Genomic DNA, 24827 nt, shown 5'->3' on the forward strand with positions numbered 1-24827 from the left:
CGCGGGGCTTTTGCATTCAAAGCCAGTTTTGATCCCTTTGGCCGTATGTTTTCTAATGAACTTTTACACGCAGCCTGATTGGAAAGTTGTTTTCGTCTGTCGCTTTCTTCGGGGATCTACTTCGAGTTACCACCACGCCTCGACAAAGTTGAAGAACTCCGACCTGTCATCATCGCGGCCAACAGGGGTGATCTTGTGGTAGCGCATCCTGCCATCCCATTCGGTGCCGAACCACTTCGCATTGTGGTGGTTAACCTTCACGGGCCATCAATTGTACTTGGCTCTCATACGCTAGAAAAACCGGCGACCTAGCATGTCATCTCAGGTCTGCCGAGTCGTTCGCACATGTGTATTTTGGCGAAGTTTGTGGCATTTTTGGTGTATGACGAAGTTAGCAACAGCGCATCTCGGTACCCTAACGCTCAATGACTAAAATGATGTCGTGAAAATTCGACTCAGAAGGACCGTATCACCATTCTGTGCGCTGAATCTGAACAGACCTTTTGAACCCCAACCAGCCTGTGCCGATTTGAGAAAGGCGGCCTTTCAGATCGCTGGCATGTAGGGGAAATATTTCTTGCCCAAATGAGCCGAATGCGAATTCGACCGACAGGCATTTTTTAAACAGCGACTAAAAGACGACACGTGTTGGTCCTGATCGAAATGATAGTCTTGACCAATCCCGACGCCCATTTAACCTAGATGGCCTCATGGCGTCTCAACCAAACAACATTCTGACACTTCTTGTCCTGGTAACACCAAACTTCAACATGGCAGCAACAGTGGGTTTCATCGACCCGTTTCGCGCCGCAAACTATCTCGAAGGCAAGGCACGTTTTCATTGGCAGATCGCATCCCTGCATGGTGGTCCTTGCACTGCAAGCAACGGGATGACCATCGACACGATTGCGCTGGCCGAGGTTCAGGAAGGGCGCAAGGATTTCGTGATCGTCTCGTCTAGTTGGGCGCCGGAAGCCTACAACTCGACCCCGCTTCATACGTCGCTATGGCGTTGGGCCGGTCAAGGGAGCACGCTGGGCGGGCTGGACACCGGGGCTTTCATCCTCGCCGAAGCTGGTTTGCTCAAGGGGCGTCGGGCCACGGTGCACTATGAGCATATCGACGCGATGAAAGAGCTCTATCCCAATGTCGAGGTCAGTGAAGAGTTGTTCGTATTCGACAAGGCCCGCATCACCTGTTGCGGCGGCGCGGCAGCCTTGGATTTTGCCTTGCATATCATCAAGGGCACCAAGGGCGACGCTTTGGCCAATGCGGCAGCACGATACGTTTTTCACCAGACCGTGCGCCCCCAAGGCGCTATGCAAAGTCCGGGACTGGCCGAGCCGATGGGTCAACTGGCCCCCACAGCGGTAAAACGGGCGATAGCGTTGATGGAGCAGAACCTGGAAACACCGCTAAGCATTCCCGAGATCTGTGATTCCATAAACCTGTCACAACGCCAGTTGAATCGGCTGTTCGCGCGGCACGTCAAGAAAACTCCAACCATGTATTATCGTGACATCCGGCTGGACCGTGCACGCGGGCTGGTGACACAGACAGATATGTCTTTGCTTGAGGTTTCGGTGGCCTCGGGTTTTGCCAGCCAGGTTCATTTCAGCCGCGCATACCGCGAACGGTTTGGGCTGTCACCGCGCAATGATCGGGTGGAAGGCCGCGTTCCTTTTGAATTTCGAGCCTGGCCCATGCACCGCAAGACCGATAGGCGGGTGGCGAATAAAGTTAAGTAGATGGCGATCTGTGCACATTGGTCATGTCTGAGAGACGCGATCCTATACCTCTGACCGAGTCACTCGGCAGGGTTTTGTTCACAGGAGACGCCCGCAATGACCGAACAGCCGACGTCCCAGCAATTCGCGGATATTGCCAAGGGCTATCACGAAAACCCATCCAGTTCGTTTTCGCTGCGGGCCGAGGCCTATACGGATCCAGCTTGGCACGCTGTGGACCTGCGCGAGATCATCGCCAAGACGTGGCAATGGGTCTGCCATGTCGAAAAGCTGCGCAAACCAGGCAGCTTTGTCACGATCGAGATCGCTGGTCAGCCGGTAGCTGTGGTACGTGATCGGGAAGGCGTTCTGCGTGCGTTCTACAATGTCTGCAAACATCGCGCCCATGAGCTTTTGTCGGGCGAGGGCAACACAACCCGCATCATGTGCCCTTATCACGCCTGGGTTTACAAGTTGGATGGACAGCTGGTGCGTGCCCCGCATACCGAGAATCTGGATGGTTTCGAGCCCAAGGAGATTTGTCTGGACGAGGTGCAGGTAGAGGAATTCTGTGGGTTTGTTTATGTAAACCTGGATCGAGAGGCCTCACCCCTGTCGGAGCTGTCCGGCGATCTGGAAACAGAAATCCGCCACTGGGCGCCGGATATCGAAGAGCTGACATTTGCTCATAGACTGACCTATGACATCAAGTCCAACTGGAAGAACGTGGTCGACAATTTCTTGGAGTGCTACCACTGTCCGACCGCCCACAAGGATTTTTGCGAACTTGTCGATATGGACACCTACAAGGTGACCACGCACGGCATCTATTCCAGTCACATGGCAGACGCGGGCAACACGACCAACAGCGCTTATGACGTGTCGAATGCCACGGTGAAAACCCATGCCGTTTGGTGGCTATGGCCCAACACCTGCATCATGCGGTATCCGGGTCGGTCGTCGATGATCATCCTCAACATCATCCCTGCAGGCCCCGATCGGACGCTGGAAACCTACGACTTCTTCCTTGAGACCAAGCAGCCAAACGAGGCCGAGGTCGAAACGATCCGCTATCTGGATGAAGTATTGCAGGTTGAAGACATCAACATCGTTGAAAGCGTGCAGAAGGGGATGAACACTCCAGCCTTCGACGCGGGCCGCATCGTGAACGACCCTGATGGCTCGGGCATGTCGGAACATGCGGTGCACCATTTCCACGGTCTTGTTTTGGACGCATACAAAAGGGCCGCCGGGTGAGTCAGTTTTCCAAAAGAATGCAGTTCCAACCTCCTCCCCGCTCGTGACTGAACGCGCGCAGTCACCGCATATTGGCAGGCAGGGAGGAACAGCATTTTGCCAAGAATACCAAATATCGTCGTCGTGATGGCCGACCAATTGGCACCGCAATTTTGCGGGGCCTACGGCCACCCGGTCGCCAAGACACCGCATATCGATACGCTGGCCGCGCGCGGGATGCGATTTGATGCGGCCTATTGCAACTCACCACTTTGCGCACCTTCCCGGTTTGCCTTCATGTCCGGCCAGTTGATCAGCCGTATCGCCGCCTACGACAATGCCTCCGAATTCCGCGCCAGCGTGCCAACATTCGCGCATTACCTGAAAACGTTGGGCTATCACACCTGCCTGTCGGGCAAGATGCACTTTGTAGGCCCCGACCAGAAACACGGGTTTCAGGACCGGGTGACGACCGACATCTACCCGTCCGATTTCGCTTGGACGCCCGATTGGGAGGCCCATGATGAGCGCATCGACAAGTGGTACCACAACATGCAGACGGTCAAGGAAAGCGGCGTGGCCGTCGCCACCTTCCAGACCGACTATGACGACGAGGTCGGCTTTGCCGCGCGCCGCTGGCTGATAGATCGCGGGCGCGATCGGGCGCACGGATCGGAAGCGCCTTTCTGTATGGTCGCCAGTTTCATTCACCCACATGATCCCTATATTGCGCAGCCGGAATGGTGGGACCTCTATGACGATGATGACGTCGACATGCCCGAGTTCACGTTATCGCCTGAAGACCAAGACCCGTTCTCGCGTCGCGTCATGGATGGGATCGAAGCCAGCTATATACCTCTGACACACGAAGAAGTCCGGCGCGCCCGCCGTGCCTATCTGGCCAATGTCAGCTTCTTCGACAGTCAGGTAGGCAAGATCGTCAAGACTCTCAAAGACATTGGCGAGCTGGACAACACCATCGTCATTGTCACTGCAGATCACGGCGACATGCTGGGAGAGCGCGGCCTGTGGTACAAGATGAACTTCTTCGAACACTCGGCTCGCGTGCCCTTGATCATGGCCGGGCCGGGGGTGGCCAAGGGCCGCGCGCCCAACGCCTGTTCGCTACTGGATCTGTTGCCCACCTTTGTTGATATCGGAGGCGGCACCCCGGAGATGTTTGGTGAAACGGTCGACGGTCGATCACTAATGCCACTAGCGCGCGGTGAGCTCGACCCGGTGGACGAGGCGATCGGTGAATACTGCGCCGAAATGACCCCCTGGCCGGTCTTCATGATCCGACGCGGGCCACTGAAATACATCCATTGCGACATCGATCCACCACAGCTTTATGACCTGTCGGTTGACCCGTTGGAGAAGGTGAATGTCGCTGCTGATCCAGCCTATGCCGAAGCCGCTGCAGGCTTTGCCGCCGAAGTCAGAGCCCGCTGGAACAGCGACCAGCTGCGCACAGATGTGATCGCTACGCAGAAATCCCGCCGCGCGCTTCATGCGGCGATGGAAGCCGATGCTGGTGAGCATTGGGATTACAACCCACCCTCTGATGCCAGCCAGCAATATGTGCGCAATCATATGGATTGGACCGAAGCCGCAGGCCGTTATCGGTTCCCGCCACAAAAGGACGACTAATATGAAACTACAGGGAAAAATCGCCCTCGTAACTGGTGGTCGTGGAGGGATTGGTCGGGCCATCGTCGCGCGCTTTCTGCGCGAAGGTGCTATTGTCTATACCGCCGATCTGACACCACAAGGATCATTGACCAAACATGACGATGATGGCAGCCGCTTTGTTGCGATGAACGTGGCAGACGAGGCTGCGGTAAAAGCTGCGATGGCGAGGATCGAGGCTGACGGAGGCAAGCTCGATATTCTGGTGAACGCCGCCGGGATTGAGATCGAGAAGACCATCGAAGACACCACGCTTGAGGAATGGAACCAGAGCTTCGCTGTAAACTGCACCGGAACCTTCCTGACATCGAAATACGCCTTGCCCCTGATGCGCGCGGCGGCGAAGATCGGCGCTTCGGCCAGCATCATCAATTTTGGTAGCTATGACGGGTTCATCGCCGATCCCGGCCTTGCGGCTTATTGTGCCACCAAGGGCGCGGTGCATGCGCTGACCCGCGCCATGGCTTGTGACCACGGCCCTGAGGGCATCCGCGTAAACGCGATCTGCCCGGGCTATATAGACACACCAATGCTGCAAAGTTTCTTCACCGGCGACGGGTCCGGCGGCGGAGGCAAGTCGATTGACGAGCTGCAACAGGCTGTTCGCGACGTACACCCGATGCGCACCTATGGCACGCCCGAGGATATCGCGAACCTTGTCAACTGGCTCGCCTCGGACGAGGCCCGCTATGCGAGCGGTCAACTTTGGGTATTGGACGGCGGACTGTCTGCGCAAGTCCAGCAGATGAGACTGTGATGTCAGAAGCGCTGCGCTCTCAAGAGCCAGAGGTCGCTGCTGGGATGCCTCTGTTCGCGTTTGGAGAGATGGCTTGGCGAAAGCCGATCTGGGGCATGCCAGAGAACCCACGCCACCTCTTAGTTGTCCCTAAGACCTTCGAGGAGCCAATCACGTGACCAAGCCCGTCATCATCACCTGCGCGCCTACAGGCGGCATTCACACCCCCACCATGTCGGAGCACCTGCCGGTCACTCCGAGCGAGATCGCAACCGCCAGCATCGAGGCCGCCGAGGCCGGCGCCTCGATCATCCACCTGCATGCGCGCGACCCGGAATCCGGCAAGCCCGACCCGAACCCCGACCTGTTCATGGATTTCCTGCCGCGCATCAAGCAGGCGACAGATGTGGTCATGAATGTCTCTACGGGCGGTGGGTTGGGCATGTCTCGTGAAGAACGCCTGCGCGCCGCAACGGTCGCCAGCCCGGAAATGGCAAGCATGAATATCGGGTCGATGAACTTCGGCATTTTCCCGATGAAGGACAAGTATTCGAACTGGAAGCATGACTGGGAGCCCGAATTCCTGGACATGACCCGCGATTTCATCTTCCGCAACACCTTCGCGGATATCGAATACTGCCTAAAGGAACTCGGTCAGGGCCACGGTACGCGTTTCGAGTTCGAATGTTATGACCTTGGCCACCTCTATAACCTTGCTTGGATCATTGATCAGGGTTGGATCGAGGGGCCGATTTTCGTGCAGATGGTGTTTGGCATCTTGGGCGGGGTTGGGGCTGATCTGGACAACCTGATGCACATGCACACCATTGCCAACAAACTGTTTGGTGATGACTATGAATGGTCGGTGCTGGCCGCCGGGCGTCACCAGATGCCGTTCACCACGCAAAGCGCTTTGCTTGGGGGGAACGTGCGTGTGGGTATGGAAGACAGCCTATATATCGGACCCGGAGAGAAAGCTGTGTCCAGCGCCCAGCAGGTTCGCAAAATTCGGGAGATTGTCGAAAATTTGGGGCTTCAGGTTGCCACCCCCGCCGAGGCGCGCGCGCGTCTGGGTCTGAAGGGCGGCGATCAGGTCGCATTCTAAGGAGGGGAGCACATGCAGACAAAGATGTTGATCAATGGCGAGCTTGTCGAAGGAGACGGGGCGGCGATCCCGGTCCTGAACCCGGCAACCGGAGAAGAGATTTGCGCCGTCAATGCCGCCACCTCGGAACAAGCAGACGCCGCAGCTGCCGCCGCGCATGAGGCGTTTGACACGTTTGGGCAGACCAGCCCGGCGGAGCGGTCGCAACTGTTGACAGATATCGCCAATGTCCTTCAAGCCAATATCGAGGAGTTGGCCGAGTTGGAAAGTCTGGACGCAGGCAAGCCTTGGCACTCGGCGCTGAACGATGAAACCCCGCTGACGCTGGACACCTTCCGCTTTTTCGCCGGTGCCGCGCGCACTATGACCGGGGTGACGGCGGGCGAATACGTAGCCGGCCACACTAGCATGATCCGCAAAGATCCGGTCGGACCAGTGGCGGCGATTGCGCCCTGGAACTACCCTTTGATGATGGCCGCCTGGAAGCTGGCTGCGCCTTTGGCGGCGGGCTGTTCCGTGACGCTGAAACCCTCTCAGCTCACGCCACTTTCCACATTGAAGGCCGCCGAGCTGATTGCAGACATCGCCCCCAAAGGCGTCGTGAACGTTCTACACGGTTCGGGCCGTGAGATCGGCAGCCAGATGATCAACGACCCGCGCACCGAGGCGATTTCAATCACCGGGTCCAATGCGACTGGGGCCGAGGCGATGAAAGCGGCCTCGCGTCAGATCCGCCACGTGCATCTGGAGCTGGGCGGCAAGGCCCCCGTGATCGTCTTTGACGATGCCGATATCGACGCGGTTGCAGAAACCGTGCGCTATGGCTCGTTCTTCAACGCCGGTCAGGATTGCGCGCAACCCTGCCGCTTGCTGGTGCAGGATGCCGTCTATGACAAGGTGGTCGCCGCTGTGCTCAATCAGGTTGGGCAGATCAAGGTTGGTGCGCAAAAGACTGAGGGCACGGAAATGGGCCCGATCATCTCGGCCGGACAACGCAACTCCGTGGCCGGATTTGTCGACCGGGCGCGCGACACTTGCGAGGTTGTCGCGGGTGGCAGGATGATCGACGGCCCCGGCTTCTTCTATGAACCCACAGTGCTCGCGAATGTGCCCCATGATGCGGAAGTGTTCTGCAACGAGATCTTTGGCCCCGTCGTCACGATCTCGCGGTTCAGCGACGAGGACGAGGCGCTGCGGGTTGCCAATGCCGGGCCGTTCGGGCTGGCTTCGTCGGTCTGGACCAACAATACCGGACGGGCGATGCGGATGTCGGCGAAACTGCGTTACGGATTTACCTGGGTGAATACCCACGGCGTCGCGACCCCGGAGATGCCCTGGGCAGCGATGAAATCTTCGGGAACCGGCTGTGATATGAGCGTCTTTGCACTCGATGCCTACACCGCCGTCAGACATGTGATGATCGCTCATGGATAATTGCGCGATTGTTACCGGCGGAAGCCGGGGGATTGGCCGGGCTATTGTGGACCGGCTGTTGGCAGACGGTTTTGATGTTGTCACATGCGGACGCGGCGTCCGGCCTGAGGACATGCCGGATGCGGTCGTTTGGGTCACGGCGGATGTGTCGAAATCCGGCGATGCGGCGATGCTGATCAAAGCCGCAAACAACGCATTCGGTCGAGTCACCTTGTTGGTCAACAACGCAGGCGTTCAGGTCGAAAAAACCGTGGCCGACAGCGATGATGACGATTGGGATCTGGTGATGAACGTGAACTGCAAAGGCGTGTTCAACATGTGCCGCGTGGCCTTGTTGGATATGGCCGAACATGGCGGCAACATCATCAATATCGGGTCAATCTCCGGCATGGTCGCGGACCCAAACATGGCGCTTTACAATGCGTCCAAGGCCTTTGTACACGGGCTGACCCGCTCGATTGCCGTTGATCACGGGCCAAAAGTACGCTGCAACGCGATCCGCCCGGGCTGGATCATGACGGAGATGGCCGAGGACGGGTTTGCACTGGCAAAAGACCCGCAGAAAGCCATGGCCGACGCATTGGCCCGCCACCCGGTGGGCCGGTTCGGGGAACCCGCCGACATTGCCAACATGGTAAGTTGGCTGGCCTCGGATCAGTCGGCTTATGTGTCTGGCGAATGTTTCACAGTCGATGGCGGCATGACTGCTGCCTCGCCCCTCAACCCGGGATTGTTCTGATGGAATTTGCACATACGGCCTGCCTTGGTGGTGGAGTCATCGGGGCCAGCTGGGCGGCGCTTTTCTTGGCTTCTGGACGTTCGGTTGCGGTGTTCGATCCGGCGTCGAAGGTGGAAAAGCAGGTGCGCGACTATGTCGAGATGGCCTGGCCAACCCTGACCGAGCTGGGACTGACCGAGAACGGCGCCCCTGACGCAATCAGCTTTCACGACAGTGCCGCCAAGGCAGTCGCCGGAGCCGCGTTCATCCAGGAAAACGTGCCTGAACGCCTGCTTATTAAACACAGCACCTTTGCCGAGATCGAGCCGGTTCTAGACCCGCAGGCCATTGTCGCCAGTTCGGCCTCGGGCCTGATGCTGAGCCAGATGCAGGAAGGCTGGAAAGACCCCGCACGCTTCGTGCTGGGGCACCCGTTCAATCCGCCCCACCTGATCCCGTTGGTGGAAATCCTGGGCAATGACCTTACCGACCCGGCGGCGGTGGACGGGGCCGAACGGTTTTACGAAGCAGTGGGAAAGGTTACCATCCGGGTGAACAAGGAAAAGAACGGCCACGTCGCGAACCGCCTGCAAGCCGCAATCTGGCGCGAAGCGATTTCATTGGTGGTCGAAGGCGTGGCGAGCGTCGAAGACGTGGACAAGGCAGTCTGGGCAGGACCCGGCCTGCGTTGGGCCGCGATGGGGCCAACCATGCTGTTCAACCTGGGCGCGGGCGCAGGCGGGCTTCAGGCGTTTTGCGACCATTTCACCGACACGTTTAACAGCTGGTGGGATGATCTGGGACAGGTGCATCTGGATGACGATGTTTCGCGCATCTTGATCCAAGGTGTGCGCGACGAGACACGCGGGCAAAGCCCAGCCGAGCTGTCGGCAAAACGCGACGCGTTGATCCTGGCGATGCAGAAAGCCACTTCAGGTTTGCGTTAGTTGATGAACCACGTTGTGGCTATTGGCCCCGGGCGGGCCGGGTTTTCGGTCTGCGCTGACCTGCGTGAGCGCGGGCATTAAGAGCCGATCACGCTGGTCGGAGAGGAGCCGCGCTGCCCTATCAACGCCCTCTGGTGTCAAGGTGCTTCTTCTGGGCGGGATGGCGCGCGCGTTTGCTTCTGCGGTCTGAAGGGTATTGCGGTGAGAATGACATCACTCTGCGCACAGGCTGCCGTGATGTGGAAATAGACCGGGTAAACAGTTAGGTGCGCACCGAAACAGACGGCTCCGTCTTCGATGATCATCTGGTGCTGACAACTGGCTCTCCCTCGCCGCGCTTGCCAGATGTCGTTGGGCGTAACCTGAACGGCGTGTTGACCATGCGCGATCCGACAGATGCCGAGGCAGCAAGTCGACGTTTGGATGTCTTGGTGCCGATTAAGTAGTAGTCTACAGATAAAAAGTCGGACGGATGCGGACTTGAAGAACCTACGATTTTAGCGTGAGGGAGATCGCCTTAAGGCTTTGCTTTTGACAATCGTGCAGATTTCAATTGTGAGGGGCGCTTCACGGAGAAATAATTTTCATAATTGAGACGGTTTTTATTTTCGTGCCATCCCAGCGCAGCGCGAAACAATAGGCAACTGCAATTAGATTAAAGTTATCGCGGCAACATTCTGTAATTATTATGAAAACTGGTCGAAGTGAGAGGATTCGAACCTCCGACCCCTGCCACCCGAAGGCGAGCTCCTGGGGTGAAAGTAAATAAAGTAAGGGCCTTGAGTGCCAACCATTGCACTTCAGTAGCAGATAGCGCTGCGATAACGTTGCGGTTTCATTGCGAGTAAACCCGGCCCCTGTCGTATCTTGGTAAGCTCTTGTTTTTCAGTAGGTCATCCAGCTCTCTATGTTCGATGCTAGTTTGTTCTATGCATTGTTGCCCAGATCAAGCCCACTTATGCACGGTGAAGAGTTCTGCCATGGGTCAGTCCATTCACTTTCTCTAGGATAGCGTCTGCGTCAATGCAATGGTGGCGATATAGATCGCCGATTGTTCCGGTCTGACCAAAGTGCTCGACACCCATTGGAATAGTCTGATGTCCAAGCACTGCCCCGAGCCAGGATAGAGTTGCAGGATGACCATCGATAACGGTGACGAGCTTGCAGTGTGGCGGAAGGTCGGACATAAGGGTTTCGATGTGGGAGCGTGCCGCTTGGTTGCCGCGCGAACGTGCCCGTTGAGCGGCGGTCCATCCGGCATTCAGGCGATCTGCGGATGTCACGGCCAATACACCTATGTCGCGACGGCCTTCACCAATCATACCGGCGGCCTTGATTGCCTCCGGCGCGACTGCTCCTTGATAGGCAATTACAACTTCGCAATTGGGCCCGGGTTTTCGCAACCAATAGGCCCCATCAATGGCACCTTGGCGGAACTCTTGGTCGACACGTTTTCCGGGCTGTTCAATCGGGTTGGTGGTCAGGCGCATATAGACGGAGCCTCCGGTTTGATCACGTAGCCATGTGCGCTCATCCGGTTGCCCTTCGCCATCGCGCTGCAGGTAATCGAAGGCCCATTCCATAATCACCGCCAGCTCGTCGGCAAAGGCGGGTTCAAAAGCGGCCAAACCGTCTTGGCTCATACCGATGAGCGGTGTTCCAACGGATTGGTGTGCTCCACCTTCCGGGGCGAGTGTGATGCCCGAAGGTGTGCCAACCAGCATGAAACGCGCGTCCTGATAACAGGCGTAATTCAGCGCATCGAGACCGCGGCTGACAAACGGATCATAGACGGTGCCAATTGGGATCAGCCGCTTACCGAACAGGGAATGCGACAGACCCGCAGCTCCCAGAAGCAACATGAGGTTCATTTCGGCGATACCAAGCTCGATATGCTGCCCTTCCGGAGTGAATTCCCATTTTGCCGTCGAAGGGATCCGGTGTTCTATGAAGGCGTCGGATTGCTCGGATCGGGCGAACAGTTTGCGCCGGTTAACCCAAGGACCAAGGCTTGTTGTGCCTGTCACATCTGGGGAGGTCGTCATTATGCGTTCGGCCAATGGGCTGTCGCCTTTTGATAGATCGTCAAGAATCTTGCCAAACGCCATCTGTGTCGAGATTTCGCGGTTGGTGTCGATCCCGATTGGAGGCACATCCAGCTTGTCATCAAAATAGCGGCGCGGACCTTTGGCAAAGAACGGGGTGCTGGCCAGAAAACCCTTGAGCGCGTCTGGGTCTTGCACTGTCGCAAGTGGCTCCCATTCTTCGCCTTCTGGCACACCCATATGCGATTGCCACGCGGCAAACTGGCTATTGTTCATCAGCCCGCCGTGGTTGTCCTTGTGGCCTGCAATTGGGGTGCCCCATCCTTTGACTGTGTAGGCCAGGAAACATGTTGGGCGATCATGATCGATGTCGGCAAATGTTTGGGCCATGGTCTCGACGCAGTTGCCGCCGAGGTTCTCCATAAGGGCCGCGAGCTCTGCATCCGTCCGCCTTTCAATCAAGGCGGTCACATCCCCCTGATCCCCCAGATCGTCCATGAGGCGCTGTCGCCAATTCGCACCACCCATGAAAGTCAAAGCGGAGTAATCCTGGTTGGGGCAAGCGTCGATCCAATCACGCAGGCGGTCGCCGCCGGGCTCTTCAAAGGCCGCGCGTTGCAAGACGCCAAATTTCACACGAACGACATTCCAGCTGAAAGCATCGAAGATTTTCTCGATCCGTTCAAACAGTCCTTCCCGGACGATACCGTCCAGCGACTGTCGGTTGTAATCGATGATCCACCACGTGTTTCGTAGGTCGTTTTTCCAGCCTTCTTGTAATGCCTCATAGACGTTGCCTTCATCCAGTTCGGCGTCGCCTACCAGGGCTACCATACGTCCCATTGGCGCGTCTGAGCCCCAGCTTTTGGCCTTGATGTAGTCTTGAATGATTTGGGCAAACGAGGTGATCGCGACACCCAATCCAACCGACCCGGTCGAGAAATCAACATCGTCGATATCCTTGGTTCGGCTCGGATAGCTTTGCACGCCGCCAAATCCGCGGAAGTTCTCCATCTTCTCACGCGTCTGATTGCCCATCAGATATTGCATCGCATGAAAAACCGGAGAGGCATGGGGTTTAACTGCTACCCGATCCTCAGGACGTAAGGCCGAGAAGTAGAGCGCTGTCATGATCGATACCATCGAAGCGGACGAAGCCTGATGGCCACCGATTTTGATCCCATCCACCTTTGGTCGGACATGGTTGGCATGGTGGATCATCCAATGAGACAACCACAACAGGCGCTGTTCGACGATCTTCAGTTGGGTGGGATCGATGTGCATGTTGGTCTCCGGGTTTAGGCGGCGCTGCGAGCAGGGTAGGGCAAAGCTTGTTCCAGGTCTGCAAGGATATCTTCGACATCCTCCAGCCCGACGGACAGACGGATCAGGCCATCGCTGATCCCATGCTCGGCCCGCTCTTCCGGGGTATACGTCGAATGGGTCATGGATGCGGGGTGCTGGATCAGGGTTTCCGCATCGCCCAGGGACACTGCGCGCTGGATCATGTTCAGGCGGTTCATGAATTCAATTCCACCAGACAGACCGGACTTGACCTCAAACGCTATCATAGCGCCCGGTTGGGACATCTGTCGCTGCGCTACCTCGTGCTGGGCGAAACTCTCAAGCCCGGGGAAAAAAACCTCGCTGACGGCGGGATGTGCTTTGAGGAAATCTGCGACGACCTTGGCGGACGCACAGTGACGATCCAAACGCAGGTTCAGTGTCTTCAGGCCACGCAGGATCAGCATCGCGTTGAAAGGGGCCATTACCGCGCCGGTCATGTCCTTCATCCCAACAAGGCGGATCTCAGCAATCTGTTCGGCGGTTCCTACCACCAGACCGGCAACCACATCTCCATGGCCGCCGAGGTATTTGGTGGCGGAGTGTAGAACGATATCTGCACCGTGCTCGATCGGGCGGGTCAGATACGGGCTGGCGTAAGTGTTATCGACGACGACCGTTGCGCCGACTGAATGCGCAATTGCGGCGCTCGCGGCGATGTCCACCAAACGCATGTTCGGATTGGCCGGAGTTTCAAAATAGACAACGCGGGTTTTGTCAGAAACAGCCGCTTTAAGGTTCTCAGGGTCTGTCATGTCGACATGTGTGATGGTGACCCCCCATTTCGCCAAACCATGACGCATGAAGGCGAAGGTGCAGCCATAAAGAGTTTTATCCACGATGACTTCGTCACCTGGTGACAGCAGGGTCCAAAGCACTGCCGTGATCGCCCCCATGCCGCTTGAGAGCGCCAGTCCAGCCTCGGCCCCCTCAAGCGCGGCAATGCGTTGTTCAAGAAGGTCGCATGTGGGGTTTGAAATACGGCTGTAGATATGACCTTCACGCTCGCCGGCGAACATCTCTCCACCAGCCTCTGCGGTTTCAAACGTAAACGTGGACGTTAAATGCAGCGGTGGTGTCAGCGCACCGTCATTTTCCAGAGGGTTATAAGCGTGGTGAATGGCGCGGGTGGCAAATCCGGTTGGACGAGTCATTAGAAGCTCCTGAATCATGCTGAAGCTAGTTTGCGCCTTTACTTTGGGCTAATGGTTGCGAAATATACCAACATGAGTGGTGATATTGGCATATTCTGCTAAGCAAGAGGGATAAATGGACGCTAAGGATAGGCAGATCATTCGAGCGCTTCAGCGGGACGGGCGCATGACGAACCAGGATCTTGCCGACGAGGTGAACCTGTCTCCCTCACCGTGTTTGCGCCGGGTCAAAAACCTAGAAGCCAACGGAGTGATAAAGGGATACAGCGCCGACGTTGACGCTGCCGCGTATGGGATGGCCATTACCGTCTTCGTGCGTATCAGGTTGGAGCGACACAACGAAACGGATGTTCAGAACTTCGAGAAACGCGTTCGGATGATCGATGAAGTTCTTGAATGCCACGTATTGACAGGGGCAATGGACTACCAGTTGCGGGTTTTGGTATCGGATCTCGAGGCCTACGAGGAATTTATTCGCCACCGAATTCATCCGATCGGTGGGATAGCCTCGATCGATACCAGCTTTGTCTATGGAACGGTAAAAAAGACCGCTATTTTTCCACCCGGATAGATGGACCGCGTTAGAATGGATTATCTCCGAATGCCTACCTAGACTTTTTTATGCTCCGTTGCTTCTAAGTGCTCTTTGGATAGCCTGTGATTAGCAGTAAAGCGTATTGAAGGCTGTACTTTGATTGTATGTTCTGTTGTTCCTTTGGAAGTTCGTGTGGCGACTTCAAGAGAGAAGCTTCATTGAACCCTTGAGGCACCTTTCTGCATCTTCTGCAATCGCCCGGAAATCACCGCAAGAAACACAGGCGCGTCGCCCCTTCGCACCAGTGACGCAGTCGTATAACTTGCAAGTCGTTACGCCCAACTGGGCGGCTCAAAAAACTGCTCGGGGGCCAAGAGTTGGACAAACTGTCAGTCATGCAAGCTTTTCGCCGTATCGTTGAACGCGGCAGCTTTGCTCGTGCGGCGGAAGACCTTGGTGTTTCTCCTGCGCTTCTCAGCAGAGAAATCAAGCTTCTGGAGGAAAGTCTGGGAACCGTCCTTCTGACCAGAACGACCCGATCCATGTCACTGACTGAAACAGGCAGCCTTTATTACCAAGATGCAATTGGAATCCTCGATGCGGTTGAAAAAACGGAACAAACCATCAGGGATGGTTCAAAAGCAGTGCGCGGGCACCTTCGGGTGAATGCATCAAGCTCTTTCGGTCAAACCGTTATTGCACCGATGCTGCCCGAGTTTTTGGAAGCCTATCCCGATTTGCGATTTACGCTTTCGATGGACGACAAGGTGATCGATATGGTCGAGGGCGGGTTCGATCTATCTATACGCATCCGCGCTGCCATGCCGGATTCGGCCCTTGTTGCGCGACGGATCGGCGTGATGCGACAACGGATTTTTGCGTCTCCTGACTATTTGGAGCGATGCGGGACGCCGACCCAGCCGGCGGATCTGAATAATCACGCGATGATTGGCTTTTTGCTTGCTGATCATTTGACGAGCTGGAAGCTCTCGGCCGCCAATGGTGTCACAACATTGGAGCTTGATCCACGTGTGAGGGTTGGCAACAGCCTCGTTTTGCGGGATCTGCTGATAGCGGGGCAAGGTATCGGAACTCTGCCCGAGTTCGTCTCTGATGCTCCTGAAGCTAGCGGGGCCTTGGTGAGAGTTCTTCCTGACCATGAACTGCCTGCGCCGGAAGTATTCGCCGTTACAGCATCTCGCTTGGGAATGGACGCAAAGGTCAAAGCCTTTCTTGATCATCTGCGCCTGGCTCTCAGGTCGTGACATTGTTCAATACAGTTAAAGAGTGATGTCAAAGAGCGCGACTTAATTGGCGGCGTAACAAATTCCATTCTCTCAGGGAACAAGTCACAGCCCTGAGAGGTATCCTATGTCACGTATTCTCGTTCTCTACTACTCAAGCTATGGCCACGTCCGCGCATTGGCCGGTGCCGAGGCTGAAGGCGCCAGAAGTGTTCCTGGCATCGAAGTTGATGTTCGGCGTGTGCCCGAAACCGTCCCTGAAGAAGTCCGCCAAAAGGCCGGCTATGTCGTCGATGATACACCTATTGCCTCGCCGACAGACCTGGAAAGCTATGATGCAATAATTCTGGGAACGCCGACCCGATTTGGCATGATGGCCGGTCAAATGAAGTCGTTCCTGGATCAGGCCGGCGGGCTTTGGGCCAGGAATGCTCTGGTTGGTAAAGTCGGGGCGGTCTTTGCATCTACGGGTTCGCAGCATGGTGGGCACGAGGCGACCCTTCTTACAACGCAAGTTCCGCTGCAACACTTCGGTATGCTGATTGCCGGAATGCCCTACACATTTGCTGGTCAGACTACATCAGAAGAAATCATTGGCGGCGCACCATATGGTGCCGGAACGATCGCCGGTGCTGATGGTTCCCGCACGCCTACGGAAACTGACCTGGCCGGAGCGCGGTTCCAGGGCGCTCATGTTGCAAGGATTGCAGCGTGCCTCGCTGGATCAAATCTGCAAGCGGAAGCAGCGTAACCTGCGCGCGTCTGACGTCTCACTCAAATTCTCAAACGCCTAAGCCGGGAGACATACCATGTCACGCTTAACCGATATTCTTCTCACCTCACTCGCCCCAGCGGTATGGGGAAGCACCTATCTGGTAGCTACCGAAGCGCTCCCGGCTGGCTATCCGATTACCCTGGCTGCGTTACGAGCTCTGCCTGCTGGCTTGTTGTTACTTGCAGTGACGCGCTGCGTTCCACCGCGCGAATGGCTCGGTCGAACTTTCGTCTTAGGCAGTCTTAACTTTGCTCTGTTCTGGGTGCTCCTCTTCGTTGCTGCGTATAGGCTGCCTGGTGGTGTGGCCGCCACCCTAGGATCGTTGCAAGCGATGATCGTGATTTTGATGGCGTGGGGATGGTTGGGAACCCCAATCCGACTTGGTGCACTCGGCGCCGCAGCGACTGGCGTAATGGGTGTGTCTCTGCTGTTGATCGGACCAGAAGCACAACTTGATTGGATCGGTATCGTAGCGGGTTTGGGAGGAGCCGCGTCAATGGCTGCTGGCACTGTTCTCAGCCGTAAATGGCAACCTCCGGTCTCGGCGCTAAGCTTCACTGCGTGGCAATTGACAGCCGGTGGTTTGATACTGCTGCCACTCGCACTGTTCCTTGAACCGCCTCTACCTGCGCTCAGCGCGACAAATGTCGCCGGCCTGATTTGGCTCGGGTTGATTGGTGCTGCAGCAACCTATGCTCTTTGGTTTCGTGGTATAGCGCGCCTGGAGCCCGGTGCAGTCTCGATGCTTGGCATGATGAGTCCTGTAACAGCTGTCGTGCTCGGCTGGGTATATTTGGGGCAAACGCTTAGCCTCACCCAGTCCATAGGAGCGGTCATAGCTATTAGTTCTGTTGTGGTTGGCCAGAGCGTGAGTCGAAGGGACAATTCGGGTTTGAAAAAATGGAGACCAGCATGCGCGGCATGACATTGGAGGACGCCACGGCCTATTTTGCAACCTCGCGCGAAACCTTGGAAAACGTCTATCGGTCCTACAGTCCAGATGCGTTAAGAACGCAGCGGGAATTATAAATTAGAAGATATTAAGTGCCAATTCAGTAGTTGGTGGATGTCGGTAGTGAACGAACTGAGCACATTTATCGAACGAAACGTAGCGGATATCGTTGCGGCCATTCCTCTGAAAACAACAAAGGCGCCTTAGCGCTAGGACACGCCCGGTCTGACCTAGAAGCGCGATATAATCGGGACGACTGTGGGGCGGGCTGGGGGCACAGAGACGGCGCGTAAGGACCGAAGGTCGGGGTTCTGGCAGTGGCTGGATGGCAGCGTTTCTGGCACTGGAAAGGGCCGTTTCTCTACCACCCTTGAAGGCGAACCGCGTTGGAACGCGAAAGCTATGCGAACAAAGCCGCCATTGCTTACTGTTTTGGAACGGGTATTTTGCGCCAACCAATTCTCACATCCAAGTCACTTGGAACGATTGCAAATTCTAGTGCGATGAACCGCGTTGTCGTGGGATCATTGTCGGAACTGTTCTATGGACGCAACCGAGTACAGAAATCTATTGGGCCTCATTTGGATAATTTTATTGTTTGTTTTGATGCCGCTGAGCTTTCGCCGCCAAACAAAAAGGCCAGAGATTAAAGCACTAATGGAGTCTGGTCAGCTCATAAGCCTCAATTTACTTACGCTTGTGCCCGCATCGTTCCGAAAAAGAGACGATCCACTAAGGCGTTCTCACATACGGATAGCGCTGATTGGTTTTGCGCATTTCTTCGGGCGATTATTCGAGGGGCTCTTCGGTCTTGTAGCTATCATTTCTGTGCTTCGTCTTCTGGCATAGGTGCGGCGGTATGCTTGGTCACTTAGGGCTCGGAACAGTTGTTCGCTGCGCAGTGCGCCAGTGACCGCTTTACGAACAAACCTGCGATATGGAAAACTAGTTGGCTTCCCAATCTACTGATATCCGTCTGGGTCGTTTGGGGTGTGCAATAATGTGCCTTCAAAGGCGTCGAGATCATCAGTCATTTGAAGCCAAGGCAACTTGCTTTGCTTGTTAACATGAAAAGTCGGCTCGAAATATTCCGGGTTTTCGAGTGACGCGGCGTAGAGGTGCATACCACCCGGATAGTGATCGGCTTCGAACCCAATTGGTGGCCCGCAAGTTCCACAGAAGTGCCTGCAAACGCCTTTAGAGCTTTCATAAGTGCGTGGTTTATCACCTGTCCATTCAAAGTTTTCTATCGGCACACCGAACCAAGCAACCACCGGCGCGGCGCAATTCCGACGGCAGTCGTCGCAGTGGCAATAGCATGCCCATGTTTGTTCACCCTGATAGGCCCAGCTAGTTTTCTTACACAGACAGTACCCCCGCGTCACCATTCGTTTTTCTCCTAACCTCCCGAAGCATAAAAATCTGGTGTTCTTTTGGTGGATACTTTTGGACGTTTCGTAAGCAGAAAACGTCGAAGTTCATGGTCAATTCGGGCTCGAAAAAAGAGGTCCGACAGCGATGGTTGGATAGCTGGCGCTAAGTTAACCGGGAACCCCTCAAGCGGTGTCTGAAACCTCGCGAGGCCGAGTTGGGGAAAGTCTAGCGCACGCGAGGCCCCACTTAGACAGCGCTTAAAGCCGTACCGACGAAACTGGTTCAACGTCACTCACTACCGACGAACCAGCAACGTGGGCACCTTACTCTTGGACCGCAAGTGACCGTAAAGTTAAAATGTTAGATTACAAAGGCAGTCTGCTTTTTTTGCAAGGGCAACCAGCGAATTAGAATGCAAATTAAGAGCGTCAATGCTGTTCTTCCGGCCGTACGTTGCCTCTACATCTCTGAATTTAACTTGTGGCCAGTGTCAGAGATACTTTGCAAAACGGCACAACGACATCGGATGTGTGCTCTCTATAGGCTCGAAGCTGTTTTTCTCCAAATTGCATGCTAGTGACTGACCCAAGCCCAATTTTGACTTCCAGTTTTCTTAGTTCAAGTGGTCGAAAACATCTTGTGGATACCAAATAGAGTGCCAACTCAAGAATAAACCCGTTGGCCATCTGCTGCCTCCAATAGCGCCGCAGTAACTGCGTCGATCATTTTAGTGTGAGGCGATGCGGTCATACTTGCCAAACCAACAATGCGCTTAGGTCCGTTCTGTTCAAGGGGGATCCTTTTAAGACGCAAGTGGTCATATGCAGCTAAGCGGCTGTCAGGGATGATTGATACTCCAAGTTCAGCGGCCACCATACTTGAGATTGCTTCAAGGCTCTCTAGTTCCATAGCGTCTTTGACTTCAATGCCTTTTCTTTGCAGCCAAGTCTCGATTTGCCTTCCTACAACCGCATCACGCGTAAAACGAATAAACGGTGACGCACCAAGCAGTTCTTTCGGAGGTAAATCTGGGGTGTTTTCCGAGACAAGTAGGACCAGTTTTTCGGATACAATTTCAGAGAATTCCAACGTGTTTGGCAGAACATCTGGTCGGGAAATGATCGCCGCTTGAATCTGCCCGCGGTCTAACTGTAGCAAAAGCTGATTAGTCAAACCTGGAACAATCCGTACATGGATATCCGGATTCACGGACTTTAGCCTCGCTAGCGCAATCGGCACCAGTCCAGTCAGGGTCGTTGGAACGGCACCCAAAGTTATTTCACCAAAGAGTTCGTTGTTCGACTTCACCCTTTCCGCCAAACCATCATATGCGGCCACCACCGCAGCGGCCTCACCGACGAACGTTAGCCCGGTATGAGTAAGTTTGGGCGATTTGGCTGATCGGTCAAATAATTCGAGCCCCAACGTGACCTCCAGATTCCGCATCTGGTGACTAACCGCAGACGGAGTTAGATGCTCCGCCTCTGACGCGGCACGGAAGCTACCATGTCGATGAACTGCTATTAGAGTTCGCAGTGACCGAATGCTCATTCCGGTAACCTCGCTACCGCCTAATCCGTGATCGATATGTGAAAGTTTTTCATCAATTAGTCAAAGAAATTTCGTTTTAGTTCATTTTTGTTGGAGTGTAACTTGCGCATAGCATGCCCAAAGAAATCAAACCCAGAGGTGCTTATGGTTGCTGCCAAATCCAACGCCTATACTTCCATCGTTGCCAAACCCTTCGCTCCAAACCTTGGCGCCGAGATCTACGGAGTCGATTTGAGCCAGCCTGTGCCTGACGATCAGTTTGCTGAGATCTGCGACGCCTTTCACACCTACCAGGTGCTGTTCTTCAAAGAGCAGAAGGAAATACCGCCTACGCAGCACATCGAATTTGGGAAACGTTTTGGACCGCTTCATGCGCACCCTGCGGCCCCGACAATGGAAGGATATCCAGAGATATTCGAAATCCATGCAACGAAGAATTCCAAAGTAGCCAACGGTGAGTTCTGGCACTCTGACGTCTCTTGCGATGAAACGCCGCCCCTTGGAACTATGCTACAAATCCATATCGCCCCCCCCTGTGGCGGGGACACTATGTTCAGTGATATGTATGCGGCCTACGACGATCTATCTGAACCGATAAAAGATATGATCAACGGGTTATCTGCACTTCATAGTTCAGAGCATATCTATAAAGGCCGCTATAGCGACCGGGGCCAAAAAGACAGCGATATTGATTGTCCCGAAGCAGTTCATCCGATTGTTAGAACTCATCCGGAAACGGGCCGGAAATCGCTGTTTGTGAACCGAACATTTACTACAAAGATTGTGGGCTTGTCGGATAAGGAAAGCGATGCGATCCTCAACATGCTTTTCGAGCATGCGGAACATATCAACTATCAAATCCGGTTCAGGTGGTCGATTAACGACATGGCCTTTTGGGACAACCGGTGCTGTATGCATCGTGCTATCTGGGACTATTGGCCCGAAGAGCGTAAAGGGCGACGTGTGACCGTGAAAGGCGATAGACCTGTTTAGTCTCGACCGAACCGAATTGCTCTAGCCGAGTTCGCTATACGGAGAATACGTCAGCGACCAAAGGTCAGTTGAACTTCCACTTCGGTCTCACAGCCGACATTCGAGAGTTTACAAAAGAGATCAGTATTTTTGCGGGCCACTCATTTCAAGTCAACGGTATTGAAAGCCCTGGTCGAATTTGTACCGACGTTTAGGGGCGATGCCGCGAAAAATAATTTCCTAGTCAAACGGATTCTTTTGGTGCTGCCCTGGTGCTGCCCCACGCGATTAACGAGCAATGTCCACTCGGCATAAAGTGTACAAGATATTGAAATTGTTGTAAAATTTGGTCGGAGTGAGAGGATTCGAACCTCCGACCCCTGCCTCCCGAAGACAGTGCTCTACCAGGCTGAGCTACACTCCGACCGTGGCGGCGGGTCTATACGCGTGGGTTGGGATGCGCAAGAGGGATTCTTGTGCGTGAAATTGGAAAATTCTTGGCGCTCTCTACTAGGTTGGGCTGAATGCACTACTCTAGAATCTCGGTTCTATACAGGCGAATTTTCGTGCCGCCGTGATCGACGAACGGACCAGTAGGCAGAAAAGGCAGGCGCGTCGCGCGAGCGAGGGCAGGGGCGCTGGTGATGACGCCGACGCGCCACCCCTGGAAGCGGTTCATCAGCGTTTTGCCAAGGCTGCCATAAAGCGAACGCAGACGTTTTTCGTCACCGATCCGTGCACCGTATGGGGGGTTCACGATAACCAGACCAGCGGGTCCGGGGGGTGGTTTGACATCGCTAACGGCACGATGCTGAAAACGGGTATGTTCCGCCACACCAGCCTGTTCGGCATTGACAGAGGCGGCCTCGACAGCGCCTGTGTTGCGGTCGGAGCCGTAGAACTGAAGGGGGCTCTCGGATGGGCGCCACGCGCTCCGCATTGCCTCCCACGCCGCTTTGTCGAACCCGGACAGCTGCTCGAAAGCGAAGGATCGCGAACGTCCCGGCGCCAGCCCAAGGGCGATCTCGGCGGCTTCAATAACAAAGGTGCCCGAGCCGCACATAGGGTCGAGAACCGGCTCCGTTCCCTCGAACCCGCATTCGCGCAGGAACATCGCGGCCATGGTCTCGCGCATGGGGGCCTTGGCAACAGCGGTTTTGTGACCGCGCTTGTGCAGCGGCTCGCCTGAGCTGTCGATCGACAGCGTGCAGAGATCCTTTTCGATGCGCAGCAGAACGCGCAGATCGGCCTCGGGAGAAATTGCTGCGCCCAAGGTGTCAGAGATTGCGCGCTCAATGCGCTGGCGCGCGGCCCCGGCATGGTAAATGCGAGACTTGCGGCTTGTAGCTTCGACCTTGACGGGCACGTCGGGGCAGAGAAAGTCCGACCAGGGAAACTTGCGCGCGCGTTTGTCCAGCTGGGCCAGATGGACGGCAGGAAAGCTGCCGATGCGCACGAGTACCTTGTTGGCACCGCGCAGGACAAGATTGGCCCGCCAGACCTCGGACCAGTCGCCCGTACAGCTTACGCCGCCGGGCACGACACGCGCGCCTGCGAATCCGTGTTGGGTGGCCTCGGCGCAGAGCGGGGTTTCGAGGCCCGGTGTTGCCACCAGGAAGATATCAAGGTCGTGAGTCATGCTCATTTTTGTTGCTTACACCGGATGCGGCAGAGGTGCGACCGGCAAAATATCGGTGTGTTAGCGCCAATATGAACATTCGATTAAGACAAAGTGACAAACAATAGATAATTTCGAGCCTAACGGGTTTGCGTTTCTGGTCGTCGGCGCGTAAAGGACCGACATCAGACACACGCCTGCGGATTCCGACCAGCAAATAGCTCTTTGCGACCCGGTTGGTTTATCATCCGCGCTATCACATGCCCCTTCCAATTGGGCTATGATAGCTGGCGCAGGAGAGAGGCTTGGAAGACAGTAGCGAGATGCAAACTTTCAAACTGAAAAAAGGGCTGGAATTGCCGATTGAGGGTGCCCCGGATCAAACGATCCAGCCAGGGCCGGAATTCAGCAAGGTTGCGGCTTTGGGCGGCGATTATTTGGGGTTGAAGCCCCGCATGCTGGTGCAGGAAGGCGATGAGGTGCAGCGTGGCACTCCGCTGTTCTGCCACAAGGACGTCGCCGAGGCGATGATGGTTGCCCCGATGAGCGGCAAGGTCATTCAAATCAACCGGGGTGCGCGCCGCGTTTTGCAGAGCGTTGTGATCGAAATCTCCGACCCGAATGACGCGGGCGTCGATTTCTCGGGCGTGGGCAATGGCGACACGGCCGAGGGCGTGGCAGAAAAACTCTGCGCGGCGGGTCTTTGGACGGCGTTCCGCACACGGCCCTATTCGAAAATGCCGTCCTCAGGCACCAAACCAGCAGCAATTTTTGTCACCGCGATGGACAGCGAGCCGCTGGCTGCGGACGCCGCCGTGATCATCGCCGATGCAGGGGAAGCTTTTGCCGCCGGTCTGGCGGCGGTTGCCAAGCTGTCGGAGGGCAAGACCTACCTTTGCCTCAAGGATGGCGACAAAATCCCCGGTGCAGACGTTGCCGGAGTGGAAGCGGCGGCCTTCGCAGGCCCGCACCCTGCCGGTCTGGCTGGTACTCACATCCACTTCCTGGAGCCGCTCGCTGGCGACAAACAAGTTTGGACCATCGGATATCAGGACGTTATCGCGATCGGCCGCCTGATGCAGTCCGGCCATCTGGATCCGAATATCGTGATCGCTCTGTCTGGGCCAGGCGCACGTCAGCCGCGTTTGATCCGCACCGCCATGGGTGCCTCGACAGATGAGCTGACGAAGGATGAGATCAACTTGGAGGGAACACCCCGGATTATTTCGGGCTCGGTTCTGTCGGGTACTCAAGCCGAGGGACCGACCGCCTATCTGGGCCGGTTCGCGCGTCAGATCACCATCATCCGGGAAGACCACGATCAGATTCCGATGGGCTGGATTCGTCCGATGCCGTCGAAATACTCGGTCCAACCGGTTCTGGGTTCGGCATTGTCCAACAAATTGTATAATCTGACCAGCAACCTGAATGGTGGCCGTCGCGCGATGGTACCGACAGGCGTGTTCGAACGGCTGATGCCGCAGGATTACCTGCCCACGCAGCTGCTGCGCGCCCTGCTGGTGATGGACACCGATACCGCTCAGGCACTGGGTGCACTGGAGCTGGACGAAGAGGATCTGGGCCTTGTCAGCTTTGCCTGTCCGGCGAAATATGAATATGGGCTGGCGCTTCGCGACTGCCTCGCCAAGATTGAAAAGGAGGGCTGATCCA

The 24827-nt window shown here is 55.8% G+C and carries 22 protein-coding genes and 1 tRNA gene; 16 read left to right on the forward strand and 7 right to left on the reverse strand.

Annotation, left to right across the window (positions count from 1 at the left end; translation table 11 throughout):
- Positions 1–126 precede the first annotated feature (126 nt).
- The gene (locus ACR0I8_RS10565) at positions 127–261 is read right to left on the reverse strand and encodes a hypothetical protein (RefSeq protein ID WP_480524902.1); all 135 of its coding nucleotides are present in this window, start codon (positions 259–261) and stop codon (positions 127–129) included.
- Positions 262–710: 449 nt separating this feature from the next.
- On the opposite strand from ACR0I8_RS10565, the gene ACR0I8_RS10570 reads away from it, so the two are divergent.
- The 9 genes from ACR0I8_RS10570 to ACR0I8_RS10610 all read left to right on the forward strand — a co-directional run bounded on the left by ACR0I8_RS10570 (position 711) and on the right by ACR0I8_RS10610 (position 10038).
- Positions 711–1748, forward strand: a complete 1038-nt coding sequence (locus tag ACR0I8_RS10570; RefSeq protein ID WP_170690390.1) for a GlxA family transcriptional regulator — start codon at positions 711–713, stop codon at positions 1746–1748.
- Between the two features lie 96 nt (positions 1749–1844).
- Positions 1845–2984 carry a ring-hydroxylating oxygenase subunit alpha gene (locus ACR0I8_RS10575; RefSeq protein WP_170690392.1) on the forward strand — a complete coding sequence of 380 codons (1140 nt, stop codon included), beginning with the start codon at positions 1845–1847 and terminating at the stop codon, positions 2982–2984.
- Between the two features lie 96 nt (positions 2985–3080).
- Positions 3081–4613, forward strand: a complete 1533-nt coding sequence (gene betC / locus ACR0I8_RS10580; protein WP_170690393.1) for a choline-sulfatase — start codon at positions 3081–3083, stop codon at positions 4611–4613.
- Between the two features lies 1 nt (position 4614).
- Complete coding sequence (locus tag ACR0I8_RS10585; RefSeq protein WP_170690395.1) at positions 4615–5409, forward strand: SDR family oxidoreductase; 795 nt, start codon at positions 4615–4617, stop codon at positions 5407–5409.
- A 154-nt stretch (positions 5410–5563) separates the two neighbouring features.
- Positions 5564–6493: a 3,5-dioxohexanoate:acetyl-CoA acetone transferase gene (gene kce / locus ACR0I8_RS10590; RefSeq protein ID WP_170690397.1), complete on the forward strand. Its 930-nt coding sequence runs from the start codon at positions 5564–5566 to the stop codon at positions 6491–6493.
- Positions 6494–6505: 12 nt separating this feature from the next.
- Positions 6506–7927, forward strand: coding sequence for an aminobutyraldehyde dehydrogenase (locus tag ACR0I8_RS10595; protein WP_480703135.1), 1422 nt, complete (start codon positions 6506–6508; stop codon positions 7925–7927).
- Positions 7920–8666 carry an SDR family oxidoreductase gene (locus tag ACR0I8_RS10600; protein WP_170690400.1) on the forward strand — a complete coding sequence of 249 codons (747 nt, stop codon included), beginning with the start codon at positions 7920–7922 and terminating at the stop codon, positions 8664–8666. The genes ACR0I8_RS10595 and ACR0I8_RS10600 overlap by 8 nt, the downstream gene beginning before the upstream one ends.
- Complete coding sequence (locus ACR0I8_RS10605) at positions 8666–9592, forward strand: 3-hydroxyacyl-CoA dehydrogenase NAD-binding domain-containing protein (RefSeq protein WP_170690401.1); 927 nt, start codon at positions 8666–8668, stop codon at positions 9590–9592. The genes ACR0I8_RS10600 and ACR0I8_RS10605 overlap by 1 nt, the downstream gene beginning before the upstream one ends.
- A gap of 266 nt (positions 9593–9858) precedes the next feature.
- The gene (locus tag ACR0I8_RS10610) at positions 9859–10038 is read left to right on the forward strand and encodes an NAD(P)/FAD-dependent oxidoreductase (protein WP_170377249.1); all 180 of its coding nucleotides are present in this window, start codon (positions 9859–9861) and stop codon (positions 10036–10038) included.
- A gap of 510 nt (positions 10039–10548) precedes the next feature.
- Here ACR0I8_RS10610 and ACR0I8_RS10615 read toward each other — a convergent pair.
- Positions 10549–12921 carry a 1-deoxy-D-xylulose-5-phosphate synthase N-terminal domain-containing protein gene (locus ACR0I8_RS10615; RefSeq protein WP_170690403.1) on the reverse strand — a complete coding sequence of 791 codons (2373 nt, stop codon included), beginning with the start codon at positions 12919–12921 and terminating at the stop codon, positions 10549–10551.
- A gap of 14 nt (positions 12922–12935) precedes the next feature.
- Positions 12936–14135, reverse strand: coding sequence for a methionine gamma-lyase (locus ACR0I8_RS10620; protein WP_170667018.1), 1200 nt, complete (start codon positions 14133–14135; stop codon positions 12936–12938).
- Between the two features lie 115 nt (positions 14136–14250).
- Here ACR0I8_RS10620 and ACR0I8_RS10625 point away from each other — a divergent pair, with 115 nt between their 5' ends.
- The 5 genes from ACR0I8_RS10625 (at position 14251) to ACR0I8_RS10645 (ending at position 18291) form a co-directional block, all read left to right on the forward strand.
- On the forward strand, positions 14251–14706 hold the full coding sequence (locus ACR0I8_RS10625; protein WP_170423874.1) for an Lrp/AsnC family transcriptional regulator: 456 nt from the start codon (positions 14251–14253) through the stop codon (positions 14704–14706).
- Positions 14707–15047: 341 nt separating this feature from the next.
- On the forward strand, positions 15048–15935 hold the full coding sequence (locus ACR0I8_RS10630; RefSeq protein ID WP_170690405.1) for a LysR family transcriptional regulator: 888 nt from the start codon (positions 15048–15050) through the stop codon (positions 15933–15935).
- A gap of 106 nt (positions 15936–16041) precedes the next feature.
- Complete coding sequence (gene wrbA, locus ACR0I8_RS10635; RefSeq protein ID WP_170667022.1) at positions 16042–16665, forward strand: NAD(P)H:quinone oxidoreductase; 624 nt, start codon at positions 16042–16044, stop codon at positions 16663–16665.
- Positions 16666–16723: 58 nt separating this feature from the next.
- Complete coding sequence (locus ACR0I8_RS10640) at positions 16724–17614, forward strand: DMT family transporter (RefSeq protein WP_170690406.1); 891 nt, start codon at positions 16724–16726, stop codon at positions 17612–17614.
- A gap of 413 nt (positions 17615–18027) precedes the next feature.
- Positions 18028–18291: a hypothetical protein gene (locus tag ACR0I8_RS10645; protein ID WP_170690408.1), complete on the forward strand. Its 264-nt coding sequence runs from the start codon at positions 18028–18030 to the stop codon at positions 18289–18291.
- A gap of 312 nt (positions 18292–18603) precedes the next feature.
- Here ACR0I8_RS10645 and ACR0I8_RS10650 read toward each other — a convergent pair whose 3' ends face one another.
- Both ACR0I8_RS10650 and ACR0I8_RS10655 read right to left on the reverse strand, forming a co-directional pair.
- On the reverse strand, positions 18604–19029 hold the full coding sequence (locus tag ACR0I8_RS10650) for a GFA family protein (protein ID WP_480703137.1): 426 nt from the start codon (positions 19027–19029) through the stop codon (positions 18604–18606).
- A gap of 649 nt (positions 19030–19678) precedes the next feature.
- Positions 19679–20566, reverse strand: coding sequence for a LysR family transcriptional regulator (locus tag ACR0I8_RS10655; RefSeq protein ID WP_170690410.1), 888 nt, complete (start codon positions 20564–20566; stop codon positions 19679–19681).
- Between the two features lie 144 nt (positions 20567–20710).
- Between ACR0I8_RS10655 and ACR0I8_RS10660 the strand changes: the two genes are divergently transcribed.
- Positions 20711–21559, forward strand: a complete 849-nt coding sequence (locus tag ACR0I8_RS10660; protein WP_170690412.1) for a TauD/TfdA family dioxygenase — start codon at positions 20711–20713, stop codon at positions 21557–21559.
- Between the two features lie 326 nt (positions 21560–21885).
- Here ACR0I8_RS10660 and ACR0I8_RS10665 read toward each other — a convergent pair.
- Positions 21886–21962 (reverse strand) — tRNA-Pro (locus ACR0I8_RS10665).
- Between the two features lie 105 nt (positions 21963–22067).
- Positions 22068–23183: a THUMP domain-containing protein gene (locus ACR0I8_RS10670; protein WP_170659348.1), complete on the reverse strand. Its 1116-nt coding sequence runs from the start codon at positions 23181–23183 to the stop codon at positions 22068–22070.
- A gap of 296 nt (positions 23184–23479) precedes the next feature.
- On the opposite strand from ACR0I8_RS10670, the gene ACR0I8_RS10675 reads away from it, so the two are divergent.
- Positions 23480–24823, forward strand: coding sequence for a Na(+)-translocating NADH-quinone reductase subunit A (locus tag ACR0I8_RS10675; protein WP_170690576.1), 1344 nt, complete (start codon positions 23480–23482; stop codon positions 24821–24823).
- The last annotated feature ends 4 nt before the right edge of the window (positions 24824–24827 follow it).

This window comes from Ruegeria sp. BG9, from assembly GCF_056538305.1.

What these genes read in the sequence shown, in the direction of transcription:
- ACR0I8_RS10570 (WP_170690390.1), top strand. Translation starts at nt 711, where the DNA reads ATGGCGTCTCAACCAAACAACATTCTGACACTTCTTGTCCTGGTAACA.
- ACR0I8_RS10575 (WP_170690392.1), top strand. Translation starts at nt 1,845, where the DNA reads ATGACCGAACAGCCGACGTCCCAGCAATTCGCGGATATTGCCAAGGGC.
- ACR0I8_RS10585 (WP_170690395.1), top strand. Translation starts at nt 4,615, where the DNA reads ATGAAACTACAGGGAAAAATCGCCCTCGTAACTGGTGGTCGTGGAGGG.
- ACR0I8_RS10595 (WP_480703135.1), top strand. Translation starts at nt 6,506, where the DNA reads ATGCAGACAAAGATGTTGATCAATGGCGAGCTTGTCGAAGGAGACGGG.
- ACR0I8_RS10600 (WP_170690400.1), top strand. Translation starts at nt 7,920, where the DNA reads ATGGATAATTGCGCGATTGTTACCGGCGGAAGCCGGGGGATTGGCCGG.
- ACR0I8_RS10605 (WP_170690401.1), top strand. Translation starts at nt 8,666, where the DNA reads ATGGAATTTGCACATACGGCCTGCCTTGGTGGTGGAGTCATCGGGGCC.
- ACR0I8_RS10615 (WP_170690403.1), bottom strand. Translation starts at nt 12,921, where the DNA reads ATGCACATCGATCCCACCCAACTGAAGATCGTCGAACAGCGCCTGTTG.
- ACR0I8_RS10620 (WP_170667018.1), bottom strand. Translation starts at nt 14,135, where the DNA reads ATGACTCGTCCAACCGGATTTGCCACCCGCGCCATTCACCACGCTTAT.
- ACR0I8_RS10625 (WP_170423874.1), top strand. Translation starts at nt 14,251, where the DNA reads ATGGACGCTAAGGATAGGCAGATCATTCGAGCGCTTCAGCGGGACGGG.
- wrbA (WP_170667022.1), top strand. Translation starts at nt 16,042, where the DNA reads ATGTCACGTATTCTCGTTCTCTACTACTCAAGCTATGGCCACGTCCGC.
- ACR0I8_RS10640 (WP_170690406.1), top strand. Translation starts at nt 16,724, where the DNA reads ATGTCACGCTTAACCGATATTCTTCTCACCTCACTCGCCCCAGCGGTA.
- ACR0I8_RS10650 (WP_480703137.1), bottom strand. Translation starts at nt 19,029, where the DNA reads ATGGTGACGCGGGGGTACTGTCTGTGTAAGAAAACTAGCTGGGCCTAT.
- ACR0I8_RS10655 (WP_170690410.1), bottom strand. Translation starts at nt 20,566, where the DNA reads ATGAGCATTCGGTCACTGCGAACTCTAATAGCAGTTCATCGACATGGT.
- ACR0I8_RS10660 (WP_170690412.1), top strand. Translation starts at nt 20,711, where the DNA reads ATGGTTGCTGCCAAATCCAACGCCTATACTTCCATCGTTGCCAAACCC.
- ACR0I8_RS10670 (WP_170659348.1), bottom strand. Translation starts at nt 23,183, where the DNA reads ATGAGCATGACTCACGACCTTGATATCTTCCTGGTGGCAACACCGGGC.
- ACR0I8_RS10675 (WP_170690576.1), top strand. Translation starts at nt 23,480, where the DNA reads ATGCAAACTTTCAAACTGAAAAAAGGGCTGGAATTGCCGATTGAGGGT.